The following is a 12,940-nucleotide window of genomic DNA, read 5'->3' on the forward strand; positions in this document are numbered from 1 at the left end:
AGAAGTCGAGGTGGAAGTTGAAGAAACTGAAACAGCTGACGACAGCGACTCCGCTTCCTCCAGCAACCATGATGACGATAGTGATGATGAGTAAAGTGCAATGTAATTAACACGCTATCTTATTGATGTAAACTAGGACCCGCGGAGATTAAGCTTAAAAACTTCGCGGGTTTTTTATTGACATAAATGAACTTAAGCTATTGGAACAGAGATTTAATAGGAGTGAATAGACTATCTCTGTAGGAATGATGACAAGAATATTTTTTAGCGGGAATATGCAAGATATTCTCAGCTGATTTTCATGGTAAGACCTGATGATCGGTATTTGCTGATTAAATGGGTAAACCACAAAAATTTATTACCTTGAATTCGCGAATGGCTAGCTTAATATATATATTTGTTCAAGTGATGAGGTAAATAAGTGACAGTTGTTCGTTTGCCGGATGGCACAGACAAAGTGTTCGATTATCCCGTGACGGTGCTTGATGTTGCTGAGTCAATTGGCCCCGGGCTTGCGCGTGTAGCATTGGCAGGTAAGTTGAATGGGAGGCTAGTAGATTTATCGGAGCCGATAGAGATTGATAGTGATCTGGTGCTGATAACAAACAAGGATCCTGAAGGTCTGGAAATCATTCGTCACTCTTGTGCACACTTATTAGCACACGCAGTAAAGGAATTATTTCCAAGTGCGCAAGTTACCATCGGGCCGGTTATAGAGGATGGGTTTTATTATGATTTTTCTTATGAACGGCCTTTTACACCAGAAGATCTGGCAGCCATAGAGAAGAGAATGCAAGAAATCAGCAGGAGAAATCTGAAGATAGAGCGCAAGGTGTGGGATCGTTCAAAAGCAATTGGCTTTTTTAAGGATCTAGGCGAGCACTATAAGGCTCAGATAATTGCATCTATTCCGAATGATGAGCCTGTTTCACTTTATTCTCAGGGTGATTTCACAGATTTATGTCGCGGGCCGCACGTGCCGTATACATCAAGAATCAAAGTCTTTAAGTTGATGAAAATAGCAGGTGCTTATTGGCGTGGAGACTCAAAAAATGAAATGCTGCAAAGAATATATGGAACAGCGTGGGTAAGCAGCGAAGAGCAAAATAATTATCTTCGGCGCCTGGAAGAAGCAGAAAAACGAGATCATCGTAAACTTGGTAAACAGCTTGATCTGTTCCACATGCAGGAAGAAGCTCCGGGAATGGTGTATTGGCATCCCAAAGGGTGGGCTATATGGCAGCAAATAGAGCAATATATGCGGCAGGTGCTGGCCAAGAATGGTTACGTCGAGATTCGTACTCCTCAGGTTCTGGACATATCGTTATGGGAAAAATCCGGACATTGGGAAAATTTCCGAGAAAATATGTTTATTACGGAATCTGAGAGTAGGCATTACGCTATTAAACCCATGAATTGTCCGGGGCATGTTCAGGTATTTAATCACGGGTTAAGGAGCTATCGTGATTTGCCGCTTCGACTGGCAGAGTTTGGTTCATGTCATCGAAATGAGGCGTCTGGTGCTTTACATGGGCTTATGCGCGTTCGTTCATTTACGCAGGATGATGCTCATATTTTTTGCACGGAAGACCAGGTTCTGGAAGAAGTAACTAAATTCATTGATCTGTTAAATCAGGTGTATATAGATTTTGGATTCCATGAAAACTTGATAAAACTTTCAACCCGCCCAGCCCAGAGAGTTGGAACCGAAGAACAATGGGACAGAGCTGAGGCCGCCTTGGCTGCAGCTCTAAATCAAAAGGAACTAAACTGGGAGCTGCAACCGGGTGAAGGGGCTTTCTATGGCCCCAAAATAGAATTTACATTGAAAGATAGCCTTGGACGTAAGTGGCAATGTGGAACTTTGCAGCTTGACTTCTCTATGCCAGCGAGATTAGGCGCAGGGTATATCGCAGAAGATAATACGAAAAAGATCCCAGTAATGCTGCATAGAGCTATTTTAGGATCTATGGAGCGTTTTATCGGAATTCTTATTGAGCATCATGCGGGCGCTTTGCCGGTATGGCTTTCTCCTGATCAAGTGGTTGTACTTAATATTTCTAGAAATCAAGCTGATTATGTTCAGTCAATCACAAATGAACTCAAACAAAATGATATTCGCGTCAGCTCGGACTTGAGAAATGAGAAAATAAGCTATAAAATCAGAGAACATAGCTTGCAGAAAGTGCCTTATTTAATAGTGGTTGGCGATAAGGAAGTCGAAAATCAGACTGTTACTGTGAGAGGACGATCAAACCATGATCATGGGGCGATGTCTCTTGAAGGTTTTGTTACCTTAATTCGGAAAGAGATGGCCGAAAGAGTGTAATTAAGGGGTTTTTATGGATTTACGGAGGGTACCATAGCTCAAGAAAAGACTGTAAGGGTTAATGATGAAATCACGGCACTACAAGTCAGATTGATTGGCGTGAACGGTGAGCAGGTGGGGATAGTACCAATAGCTGAAGCAAAAGAGTTGGCTGAAGAGTCTGGTGTAGATATTGTAGAAATTGCACCAAGTGCGGAGCCTCCAGTTTGCAGGTTGATGGATTATGGAAAATATCTTTATCAGGAAAGCAAAAAGAAGCACGATGCCAAGCTGAGGCAAAAACAGATACAGGTAAAAGAGATTAAACTCAGACCCAATACAGATGAGGGTGATTATAGTATTAAGCTGCGGAATTTAATCAATTTCTTAAATGAAGGCGACAAGGTTAAAGTTACACTCCGGTTCCGTGGAAGGGAGATGGCGCATCAGGAATTTGGTATTAGACTGCTTGAAAGGGTAAGAGAAGAACTTGAGGAGCATGCCGTTGTTGAGCAGTTTCCTAGATTGGAAGGACGGCAGATGGTGATGGTTCTGGCGCCTAGAAAAAAAGAGGTGAAGGTGGCCAAATCTGATAAGTAGCGGGAAGCGGATACAAAAAACGAAACTGTAACTTAGTAAGTAGCGAATTATCTTGCTGCCGTAAAATATGTTCTTGCTGGTTTATTTAAAATAAGTGATATCAAGGTTTTAAAAGTTCTCTAATTAGAGACACCTTGGTTCATATTAAAAAGGAAGTGTTGCTTTATGCCTAAAATGAAAACTAAGAAAAGTGCTGCAAAGCGCTTTAGAATAAGAGCGGGAGGAAGTATAAAACGTTCGCAAGCGTTTAAACGACATATTCTCACTAAAAAAACAACTAAAAATAAGCGGCAACTAAGAGGTATGACTGTCGTTCATGCAAGCGATGTGGCATCTGTACGCGCAATGCTGCCTTACGCCTGAGGAGATAGATAATGCCAAGAGTAAAACGAAGCGTAACGGCAAGGGCACGACATAAAAAAGTACTTAAGCTGGCAAAGGGATATCGCGGTAGGCGGAAAAATATATACCGTATTGCAAAACAGGCTGTTATGAAGGCAGGGCAGTATGCTTATCGTGATCGACGTCAAAGAAAACGACAGTTTCGGGCTTTGTGGATTGCGCGCATCAATGCGGCAGTGCGAGAGTTAGGAATGACTTACAGCACCTTTATGAATGGGCTCAAGAAATCAGGAATTGGTCTTGATAGAAAAGTGTTGGCTGATTTGGCTGTGTTTGATAAAGCTGCCTTTGAAAAAATAACCAATCAAGTAAAAACTAGCCTGGCAAACTAAAAAACAGTTTGTATACAAATTTATCAGGGGAGGTCTGCACTATGTTAGCTCGACCTCCCTTTTTTATGAGTGGATCATTTCATTGCCATGAATAATCTGGAAGATTTGGTCAGTACCGCAATAAAATTATTTGATCAGGCGGAAAGTGTTGTTGACCTAGAGCAAATTAAGGCGCGATATCTGGGTAAAGCAGGAGAAGTTACACTTTTGCTGAAAAAACTCAGGGAACTGACCCCGGAAGAAAGACCGGTAATGGGAGAGCGAATTAATCAGGCGAAAAAGTTGTTGGAAGATGCTTTGACTGAACGCCGAAATGTAATTCATGAGAAAAATATGTCGGCTCGTCTGGCTGAGGAAAGTTTGGATGTGTCTTTGCCTGGGCGTGGATTCGGGTTAGGGGGGGAGCACCCGGTTACGCTAACACTAACTCGTATTGAGTCGCTGTTTCATTCGATTGGATTTGATATTGCAACTGGCCCTGAAATCGAAACAGATTTCTATAATTTTACGGCACTAAATATTGCCGAGAATCATCCTGCGCGTGCTATGCACGATACTTTCTATATTGAAGGCGGGAAGCTGTTGCGAACACATACATCGCCGGTGCAGATTCACTATATGCAAAATCACCAGCCACCTATAAAGATTATTGCTCCTGGACGGGTGTATCGCTGTGATTCTGATGTAACTCATACGCCAATGTTCCATCAGGTTGAGGGGCTGTGGATAGATGAAAATGTCAGTTTCTCTGCATTAAAGGGCGTGCTGGTGGAATTTATGAGAAATTTCTTTGAAAAGGATAATTTATCAGTAAGATTCCGTCCCTCTTTTTTCCCTTTTACCGAACCTTCTGCTGAAATGGACATTGCATGTGTAATGTGTAATGGTAAAGGTTGTCGAGTTTGCGGTGAAACTGGTTGGTTGGAGGTGCTTGGATGCGGCATGGTACATCCTAATGTCATGAATCATGTTGGCTTGAATAGTGAAGAAAATATTGGATTTGCTTTCGGGCTGGGTGTCGAACGTTTAACTATGTTGCGTTATGGAGTTAATGATCTGCGTCTATTCTTTGAAAATGACTTACGTTTTCTGAAACAATTTAATTGATGCTCTAGACTTGTAGTTATGAAATTTCCCGGGAACTGGCTACGTAAATTGGTTGACTACCAATGCTCTGATGAAGAGCTGGCACACAAGTTGACTATGGCTGGATTAGAAGTTGAGAGTGTGGTGCCGGTTGCTCCTTTTTTTGACAAAGTGGTCATCGCAGAGGTGATGTCTGTTCAAAAACATGCAAATGCCGATCGGCTAAGAGTATGTAAGGTGGATGTGGGAAACTATTCTGATGAACCTTTACAAATCGTTTGTGGGGCACAGAATGTTACAGAAGGAATGAAGACCGTATGTGCCTTGATAGGTGCACGGCTGCCAGAATTGAATATACGGCAAGGTAAGATACGCGGTGTGGAATCTTTTGGCATGTTGTGTTCTGCAAGAGAACTCGGGTTGGTAAGTGAGGCTGACGGACTTATTGAACTTCCAGATGATGCGCCTGCAGGTATCAGCTTTAGAGAATATGACGGGTTGGATGATAGTATTTTTACCCTGAAATTGACGCCTAATCGAGCTGATTGCTTGGGGATGTTCGGTATTGCTCGCGAGGTCGCTGCTATTACTGCCGGCAAACTCAATTTGCCAGAAATTAAACCTGTTAATCCTGAAATTGCAGATGTTCTGCGAATCCGGGTTGAAGAGCCTCAATCCTGCCCGCTTTACTGTGGTCGTATCGTCAAAGGTATCATCACCAGCACACAAACTCCTCTGTGGATGAATCAGTATTTGGTGCGGGCTGGTTTGCGTCTGATTAATCCGGTGGTTGATATTATTAACTATGTCATGCTGGAAACAGGTCAGCCGATGCATGCTTTTGATCTTGCTAAGATTGAAAAAGGGGCAGAACAGGAGATCCGTGTGCGCTATGCCGTTGCAAATGAACGCTTACGACTGTTAAACGGTGAATGCCTTGATTTGCAAGAAGATCTGTTAGTCATAGCTGATAGTAGCAAACCTTTGGCATTGGCTGGCATCATGGGTGGCAGTGAAAGTGAGGTAGAGGGAGGCACAACGGATATTTTTATCGAGAGTGCTTTTTTTTCGCCGGCTGCGATTAGTGGCAAGTCATTTAAATTGGGTTTTAGCTCGGATTCCTCGCATCGATTCGAACGAGGGGTGGATTTCTCCATGACGCGTAATGCACTTGAGCGTGCCACTGCGCTGGTTTTGGATATATGTGGGGGGAAAATAGGCCCAGTAGTAGAGGTTAGTAACGATTTGCCGCGACGAGATGCGGTCGAGGTTCGTCAAAAGCGCATAGCAAAGATCCTGGGAGTGGATTTTGGGATTGAACTGATATCAGAATATTTCCGGAGATTACAATTTGGTCACTCTGTTAGCGGCGATACGTTTTATGTAGTGCCACCTGCATCGCGCTTTGATTTAGTCATCGAAGAAGATTTTATTGAAGAGCTTGCGCGTATGCATGGATATGACCTGATTCCCGCGCAGTTGCCCAAGGCATCGGCACATATGCTAACGGAACCAGAAATTGGTATTGCGCCTGTTAAGCGATTGCGTCAAATTCTGGTGGCAAGGGATTATCAGGAGGTTATTAATTACACATTTGTAGACACTCAGTGGGAAGCAGATCTTTGCGGAAATAACTTACCGGTAAAACTGAAGAATCCAATTGCAAGTCATATGGATGTTATGCGTAGCAGCCTTTTTGGCGGATTGATCAACAATCTACAATTTAATCTGAATCGCAAGCAAAGTAGGGTTAGGATTTTTGAGATAGGTTCCTGTTTCAGCAAGGATAATGATGAAGAAAAAGAGGTAGAGAATCTGGCCGTTCTTTGTTCAGGGAATGTGCATCCGGAGCAATGGGGTGTTACGGATCGGGATGTTGATTTTTATGACGTCAAAATGGATGTTGAGTCCTTATTCTGGCCAAGAAATATTGATTTCGAGTCGGCTGTTCATCCGGCATTACATCCAGGAAAATCAGCCAGAATTCTGATTGACAAGAGTCCGATTGGCTGGATAGGAGAACTTCATCCTCGTTGGCAGAGAAAATATCATTTATCACAATCTGCGATCCTATTTGAATTGCAAATAGAAGCTCTTGCTAGTGACTTGCTGCCGATGATGCAAGTACTCTCAAAATTTCCACCAGTAAGGCGTGATATTGCGGTGGTGGTAGAGAATGAGGTAAGTATGGCCAAGTTACTGGAAGCAATGAACTCAGAAAAAGATAAAAGCGTCAGTGAGATATCTTTATTTGATTTATATAGTGGTGAAAATTTAGAGCAAGGGAAGAAGAGCCTTGCTTTCCGTATTTTGTTGCAAGGTACTGAAAAAAACCTTACAGATCAGGAAATCGATCAAGCAGTAAATGGGCTGATCAATGTTCTCGGTCGAAAGTTTGGTGCAACACTACGCGGCTAGTTGGGAGTTCTGTCCGCTGAGACTGGCCGGCTGAATTGGTGGGAAGAACGTTTTTTTTCCTGAGTTCTTCGCGGTATAGATTTGTCGTGTATTTCGAAATCATGAGCGATTGTCTTCACTCTTTCACTTGGTGCGTTATGATTGCTCAAATCCGGCAAATCCTGGTGTTAGTTCAAGACATTTACTCTGTTTTCTAACTTAAGGGTGGATATATGGCTTTAACCAAAGCAGAGCTAACCGATTTATTATTTGAAAATATCGGTCTGAATAAACGTGAAGCAAAAGAAATTGTCGAGTGTTTTTATGAAGAAATGCGCACAGCGCTCCAAAATGGTGATGGTGTAAAACTTTCAGGCTTTGGCAACTTTCAATTGAGGACTAAACCACAACGGCCGGGGCGGAATCCCAAAACTGGTGAAGAAATTCCCATTTCAGCACGAAGAGTGGTTACTTTTCATGCAAGCCAGAAGCTTAAATCTATGGTAGAAGCTAACTATCGTGGGGAACCAAACGTAAATTAACATTCCGTTTTTTTATATTGATAAATATATATTGTTTTGAGTGGTAAATAAGATAAATGTGTATAGCAAATCAGGATACATATTCTGTATAACCGGAGTATGTGTTTTCCCTGTAAGATTTTATTGAAGCTATGGGGATCGATACAATTGCTAGCATCAGGGAGTGCTCTTTCCTGTTTACGAGAGTTGTTCGCGCTATAGCTTTGATTGTAGCTAGTATGTGACAAGGGAGAGTCGGTTTAAATTGATCGGTAGACAGGTAGTGTTGCTATATCGCAAACAATTGGATTGATGTATGTTTTGTTATAATTAATCGATACGGGGCGTAGCGCAGTCTGGTAGCGTACTTGCATGGGGTGCAAGTGGTCGGAGGTTCAAATCCTCTCGCCCCGACCAGTTTTATAAAAATATTCCTCATTTCGACTATAGGTTAGTCCGTTAAAAATCAAGTTTTATATATCTGTGACTATCATATGGTTGCTATCCGGCATAAGCAGCTAGTCATTTCTGAGAATGCGGGGTGATTAATCACATTACTTATTTTTTAAGGGTGTAGAAATGCGCATTTTGCTCAGTAATGATGATGGGTATTTTGCGCCAGGTATTGCTAATCTTGCAAAAATACTTTCTGATATTGCAGATGTAACAGTTGTCGCACCAGAGCGTGATCGTAGCGGAGCAAGTAATTCGCTTACATTGGATCGCCCCCTCAGTTTACATAAATCACACAATGGTTTTTATTATGTAAACGGTACCCCGACAGATTGTGTCCATCTTGCTGTAACTGGCATGTTGGATGAACTACCCGATATGGTGATCTCTGGAATCAATGATGGTGCCAACATGGGGGATGATACGGTTTATTCGGGTACTGTGGCTGCCGCCACCGAAGGTTTTTTATTGGGATTACCTTCAATTGCGGTATCTTTAGTAAGTATGTCACGTGGTAACTTTCCAACTGCAGCAAAGATTGTTTTAGATCTCGTGAAACGATTTATAGATAATAAGTTTCATGTCCCCATTCTGCTTAACGTAAATGTTCCTGATTTACCGTATGAAGAATTGCAGGGGATAGAAGTAACACGCTTAGGTCGCCGTCATAAAGCGGAGCCTGTGATTAAATACCAGACTCCACGAGGAGAAACAGTGTATTGGGTGGGTGCTGCAGGTGCGGCCCAAGACGCGAGTGAGGGAACAGATTTCCATGCTCTTCAGAATAACCGGGTATCGATAACACCTTTGCAAATAGATTTGACGCGTTACGACCAGATTGGTTATGTCAAAAACTGGCTGGTTTTTTAATAGCTGCCGTGATTTCAATTAATAAGTGTGTTTTCGGAATGAAAGAAGTTGGGATTTGTTTGAAATGGGTTGGCTTCTCGTTATTTTCTTCTCCCTTGATGTATTATCAGGCTGGTTCTTTTATGAAAGATAGTAGGAATAGTCAGATCCGGTTATTTGCTGGAAAGAAATAATAAAGGAGAGTTGGTGCGTGAGTGTACGCCATTCTGGTATTGGCATGACTTCGCCGCGAACGAGGGTTCGCATGGTCGAGCGTTTAAGGGAGCAAGGTGTTAGAGATGAGGTGGTATTGGCTGCAATGGGTTCTATTCCACGCCATCTTTTCGTTGAAGAAGCATTGGCATCCCGGGCATATGAAGATGTGGCATTGCCAATTAATTACGGACAAACAATCTCCAGCCCCTGGATTGTAGGCCGTATGAGTGAATTGCTGCGGAATGGTGGGAACAATTCGCTGAGAAAAGTACTGGAAATCGGAACAGGGTGCGGCTATCAGACTGCTGTTTTGGCCAAGATAGCGAATGAAGTCTATTCAATTGAGCGGATAGGTCCCTTGTTGACACGTACTCGCATTCGATTGCGTGAATTGGGTATTCGTAATATTTACCTGAAACATGCTGATGGAATGCGTGGATTGTTGGAGGCGGGTCCATTCGATGGAATAATGATGACTGCAGTTATTCCAGAGATACCAGAGACGCTCTTGGAACAATTGGCAATGGGTGGCAGGATGGTATTCCCGAAAGGAAACAGGCAGCAGTATCTTTGTGTAATTGATCATACTACCGAGGGTTTTGTTGAAACGATCTTGGATGAGGTAATGTTTGTGCCCATTCTTCCCGGGACAATCAACAGGTAGGGAGTACTTATCTTCAAGGAATAGAGGCAGTCATGTTGTTGGCTGTATCTTAAACTTTCAATTTCTTATTTTCTATAGCAATTTAATCTAAATGTGGCGGATAGCGTAGAGCTAAATATCTATGTTCATGCAAATAATTCTTTTATTTCTTGTCCTGTCCTTGGGTGCTTGTGTTTCAAAGCCTGACCCCGCGCCAATCGTTGAGCGACAGCTTGGTCGTTATTCTGATGAAGGGAATAATGCTACAAAAGGTCTTTTAGATAGAAAAACCTACATAGTGCAAAGTGGTGATACTTTGTATAGTATTGCTCTCAGACATGGTTTGGATATTAATCAGTTGGCTGGGATAAATAATATTACAGATCCCAGGGAGTTGCGGGTTGGCCAAGAGCTTTATTTGCAGACACTTCCTGCAGAAGGATTAATTTCTCAACAGGAAAGCCTTACCTCTCAACCTACGCTTTACTCAATAGCTCAACCCGAGGATGTGGGTGTAGTAACTGGTGGCTATCAACCTGGTTTTTCTGAGACTGGGGAGAAGGCATCTGAATCTTTCAAGACAGAACCAAAAGGGGTTTTGCTGCCTTATTCGGATTCGGCTCGTGATCAGCTGAATAATCAATCTAAAACTGTATCGGCCCAGAAATTAGCTGAAAAAAATTCAGATTCTTATCAAGTTGGCAGTGTCGGAGGGGGAGGTAACAGCGATCCTGGTCAATCAATAAGTGTGAGTGCAAATAAGAGTGGCATTAATTGGGGGTGGCCGGCAGATGGACAAATAATAAGCAGATTTTCTGAAAAATCAAAAGGTGTGGGAATAAGTGGCAGTTTTAAGCAACCAGTTCTGGCATCAGCTTCTGGGACAGTAGTTTATAGTGGTAACGGTTTGCGCGGATATGGCAACTTAATTATTATTAAGCATAATGATAGTTATTTGAGTGCTTATGGGCATAACAGTAAAATCTTTGTGCATGAGGGGGAGAATGTTTCTAAAGGACAGAAAATTGCTGAAATGGGTAATACTGATGGTGGCGTGGTAAAACTTCATTTCGAAATTCGTGAAAAGGGTAAGCCTGTAGATCCTCTTGGCTATTTGCCTGTTCGATAGCTATTGTCTATGTAGTAGATATAAATCAAATCAAATCAAATCAAATCAAATCAAATTGGAGTTCTTCGGTTTAGATTAATGAGCGTTTGGACACTTAATGGCTCGTTATGAGAGGCTATCATCACATTTTCCAAGTCTTCTAAGACTAAAGCCGCATTATTAAAATCCTGCTGCCGAGTATATTCGCTGGTTGTGATAATTGTTTTAATTCCTGCAGCCGTAGCGGATTTTAATCCATTTTCTGAATCTTCAATTGCAATACAATCTTCGGCTGGCAGGCCAAGTTGGCCAAGTACCCAATGATAAATATCTGGCGCAGGCTTTTTTTTGGAACAATATCTCCCGCGCCTATTACAGTGAACCAGGAAAGAGCATCGTCTCCAAGTGTGCACTGAAGTAAGGTGCTGACATTCTCGTACGTTGTAGTTGTGGCGATTGCAATTTTTATATTGTTTTTTCGCAATTCATCTAATAGGCGCTTAATACCGGGACGTAGCGGTATTCTTCCTTCTTTCAGCAAATTAAGGAAATATCTGGTTTTGACTTTATGAATTTGTGTAATCCATTCATCGAGATCGTTCCTGCCAAGGAATGAAGGCACATAATTTTCTAGATAAAAGCGGATACGTTCCTTGCCACCAGTGATCTGGAGCAGGACGCCGTATAGATCTATATCCCACTGCCAATCAAGTTGAAGTTCATTAAAGGCTTGATTAAAAGCGAGCCGGTGTCCATCCCGCTCAGTATCTGCGAGAGTACCGTCAACGTCAAAGAGGACTGCTGAAAGAGCCATTGTCTTTTTAAGATTTATTTATAAAATGAGTAGCTGGCTCGATTTAATCGATCAGCAACGGCTAGCCATTCTAAATTATCAGGCGGTGCTTCAACTAGAATTTGTTGGAAATTTTCATTATCAAGTCTACGCAGAGTCGCGTATAAATCCCTTCCAAACCTAACCGGATCATTAGGCATAAAAACACAGTGAAGTTTGTTATTTGCATCTTGAACAAAATCTTCGCGTACGCTTCGTACTATAACTGCTGTGCGTATTCCTTGCTGCAAAAGGATGGAAGAGCGTAAAAAAAGAGATTCACCATGGCAGATTTCAAGTGGTGTTGTGGTTGCGTAATGTGATGTCAAGGATCCTGGAGCCCGAATTGAATTACCGTGAGATCGAACAAAAATCTTCTGCTTAAGTACATTTTCAATAGATAAAACCGAAATTCCACCAGGGCGCAGTATCGCGACTTCATTATCAATACAACTGACGATTGTACTTTCAAGACCTACTTCGCAGGATCCGCCGTCGAGAATTATATCAATACGATCCCCAAATTCTTTCTTTACATGGTCAGCAGATGTGGGGCTAACAAAGCCGAAGCGATTGGCCGAGGGCGCGGCAATTGCTTTATAACCGCCAAGCTCCTCTAAAAGCCTGAGTGCAACTGGGTGACTGGGAACACGTAATCCTACAGTATCTTGCCCTCCTGTAACGCTAAGTGGAATATGCCTGCTTTTGGGCAGGACTAAGGTTAATGGGCCAGGCCAGAAATGTTTAGCCAGCATAAGTGCTGTTGTAGGTATATTTTCCGCCCAAAATTCGAGCTCGGCTGACTTAGCAAAATGAACTATGAGTGGATGGTCAGGAGGCCTGCCTTTGATATCAAATATCTTCTGGATTGCTTGGGGGTGAGAAATATCCGCACCCAGCCCATAAACCGTTTCTGTTGGGAAAGCGATAACATTACCTTTACGTAAACTTGCAACGGCGGCAGTAATTTGCTCGTTTACCAAGTCAGGAACTGGATTATGGGTTTTGGACATGTAATACATGTAATAAGAATAACCGCAATAGAAGGAATATATTCCACATTTTGTAAGTTTAAATTATCCACGCAGACAGATGCAAAAACCTATATCCACAAAGTTTTCATGGTTTATTTTATTTTGAGGGATGATCTGGTTTTTGTGAGGGGTGCTGTGAAGATTGTTGTAATCAATTGA

At 42.3% G+C, this 12,940-nt stretch carries 13 protein-coding genes and 1 tRNA gene; 11 read left to right on the top strand and 3 right to left on the bottom strand.

All coding sequences use genetic code 11. From position 1 onward, the window contains the following. The first annotated feature begins 421 nt into the window (after nt 1–421). From thrS to C8R14_RS12010, 11 genes are all read left to right on the top strand, one after another. The gene (gene thrS / locus C8R14_RS11960) at nt 422–2,329 is read left to right on the top strand and encodes a threonine--tRNA ligase (RefSeq protein WP_011635321.1); all 1,908 of its coding nucleotides are present in this window, start codon (nt 422–424) and stop codon (nt 2,327–2,329) included. Between the two features lie 33 nt (nt 2,330–2,362). Further along, nucleotides 2,363–2,908: a translation initiation factor IF-3 gene (gene infC, locus C8R14_RS11965; protein WP_074456457.1), complete on the top strand. Its 546-nt coding sequence runs from the start codon at nt 2,363–2,365 to the stop codon at nt 2,906–2,908. Nucleotides 2,909–3,073: 165 nt separating this feature from the next. Then, entirely contained in the window at nt 3,074–3,271 is a 198-nt protein-coding gene (gene rpmI / locus C8R14_RS11970) for a 50S ribosomal protein L35 (protein ID WP_011635319.1), read from the top strand. 11 nt (nt 3,272–3,282) lie between these two features. Next, nucleotides 3,283–3,642, top strand: coding sequence for a 50S ribosomal protein L20 (rplT, locus tag C8R14_RS11975; protein WP_011635318.1), 360 nt, complete (start codon nt 3,283–3,285; stop codon nt 3,640–3,642). A gap of 87 nt (nt 3,643–3,729) precedes the next feature. After that, complete coding sequence (pheS, locus tag C8R14_RS11980) at nt 3,730–4,749, top strand: phenylalanine--tRNA ligase subunit alpha (RefSeq protein WP_041353584.1); 1,020 nt, start codon at nt 3,730–3,732, stop codon at nt 4,747–4,749. Between the two features lie 18 nt (nt 4,750–4,767). Beyond that, a complete protein-coding gene (gene pheT / locus C8R14_RS11985) occupies nt 4,768–7,146 on the top strand; it encodes a phenylalanine--tRNA ligase subunit beta (protein ID WP_011635316.1) in 2,379 nt (792 codons plus the stop codon). Between the two features lie 212 nt (nt 7,147–7,358). Next, nucleotides 7,359–7,667 (top strand): integration host factor subunit alpha, encoded by a 309-nt coding sequence (locus tag C8R14_RS11990; protein WP_011635315.1) that lies wholly within the window; start codon nt 7,359–7,361, stop codon nt 7,665–7,667. 319 nt (nt 7,668–7,986) lie between these two features. Continuing rightward, nucleotides 7,987–8,063 (top strand) — tRNA-Pro (locus C8R14_RS11995). A 162-nt stretch (nt 8,064–8,225) separates the two neighbouring features. Then, nucleotides 8,226–8,969: a 5'/3'-nucleotidase SurE gene (gene surE, locus C8R14_RS12000; protein WP_011635314.1), complete on the top strand. Its 744-nt coding sequence runs from the start codon at nt 8,226–8,228 to the stop codon at nt 8,967–8,969. Nucleotides 8,970–9,159: 190 nt separating this feature from the next. Next, the gene (locus C8R14_RS12005) at nt 9,160–9,828 is read left to right on the top strand and encodes a protein-L-isoaspartate(D-aspartate) O-methyltransferase (RefSeq protein ID WP_011635313.1); all 669 of its coding nucleotides are present in this window, start codon (nt 9,160–9,162) and stop codon (nt 9,826–9,828) included. A 127-nt stretch (nt 9,829–9,955) separates the two neighbouring features. After that, the gene (locus C8R14_RS12010; RefSeq protein WP_240142282.1) at nt 9,956–10,936 is read left to right on the top strand and encodes a peptidoglycan DD-metalloendopeptidase family protein; all 981 of its coding nucleotides are present in this window, start codon (nt 9,956–9,958) and stop codon (nt 10,934–10,936) included. 50 nt (nt 10,937–10,986) lie between these two features. Here C8R14_RS12010 and C8R14_RS14320 read toward each other — a convergent pair whose 3' ends face one another. From C8R14_RS14320 to C8R14_RS12020, 3 genes are read right to left on the bottom strand one after another with little or no spacing between them, the layout of a single operon-like run. Further along, a complete protein-coding gene (locus C8R14_RS14320) occupies nt 10,987–11,244 on the bottom strand; it encodes an HAD family hydrolase (RefSeq protein ID WP_309147364.1) in 258 nt (85 codons plus the stop codon). Then, the gene (locus C8R14_RS12015) at nt 11,166–11,729 is read right to left on the bottom strand and encodes an HAD family hydrolase (RefSeq protein WP_011635311.1); all 564 of its coding nucleotides are present in this window, start codon (nt 11,727–11,729) and stop codon (nt 11,166–11,168) included. The genes C8R14_RS14320 and C8R14_RS12015 overlap by 79 nt, the downstream gene beginning before the upstream one ends. Before the next feature lie 14 nt (nt 11,730–11,743). Further along, the gene (locus tag C8R14_RS12020) at nt 11,744–12,760 is read right to left on the bottom strand and encodes an L-threonylcarbamoyladenylate synthase (RefSeq protein WP_110332627.1); all 1,017 of its coding nucleotides are present in this window, start codon (nt 12,758–12,760) and stop codon (nt 11,744–11,746) included. Nucleotides 12,761–12,940: the final 180 nt, after the last annotated feature.

Origin of the sequence: Nitrosomonas eutropha (assembly GCF_003201195.1) — a bacterium.
GTDB lineage: Bacteria > Pseudomonadota > Gammaproteobacteria > Burkholderiales > Nitrosomonadaceae > Nitrosomonas > Nitrosomonas eutropha.

Excerpts from the sequence above, each read along its gene's own strand:
- rpmI (WP_011635319.1), top strand. The coding sequence starts at position 3,074 with ATGCCTAAAATGAAAACTAAGAAAAGTGCTGCAAAGCGCTTTAGAATA.
- rplT (WP_011635318.1), top strand. The coding sequence starts at position 3,283 with ATGCCAAGAGTAAAACGAAGCGTAACGGCAAGGGCACGACATAAAAAA.
- pheS (WP_041353584.1), top strand. The coding sequence starts at position 3,730 with ATGAATAATCTGGAAGATTTGGTCAGTACCGCAATAAAATTATTTGAT.
- pheT (WP_011635316.1), top strand. The coding sequence starts at position 4,768 with ATGAAATTTCCCGGGAACTGGCTACGTAAATTGGTTGACTACCAATGC.
- C8R14_RS11990 (WP_011635315.1), top strand. The coding sequence starts at position 7,359 with ATGGCTTTAACCAAAGCAGAGCTAACCGATTTATTATTTGAAAATATC.
- surE (WP_011635314.1), top strand. The coding sequence starts at position 8,226 with ATGCGCATTTTGCTCAGTAATGATGATGGGTATTTTGCGCCAGGTATT.
- C8R14_RS12010 (WP_240142282.1), top strand. The coding sequence starts at position 9,956 with ATGCAAATAATTCTTTTATTTCTTGTCCTGTCCTTGGGTGCTTGTGTT.
- C8R14_RS12015 (WP_011635311.1), bottom strand. The coding sequence starts at position 11,729 with ATGGCTCTTTCAGCAGTCCTCTTTGACGTTGACGGTACTCTCGCAGAT.
- C8R14_RS12020 (WP_110332627.1), bottom strand. The coding sequence starts at position 12,760 with ATGTCCAAAACCCATAATCCAGTTCCTGACTTGGTAAACGAGCAAATT.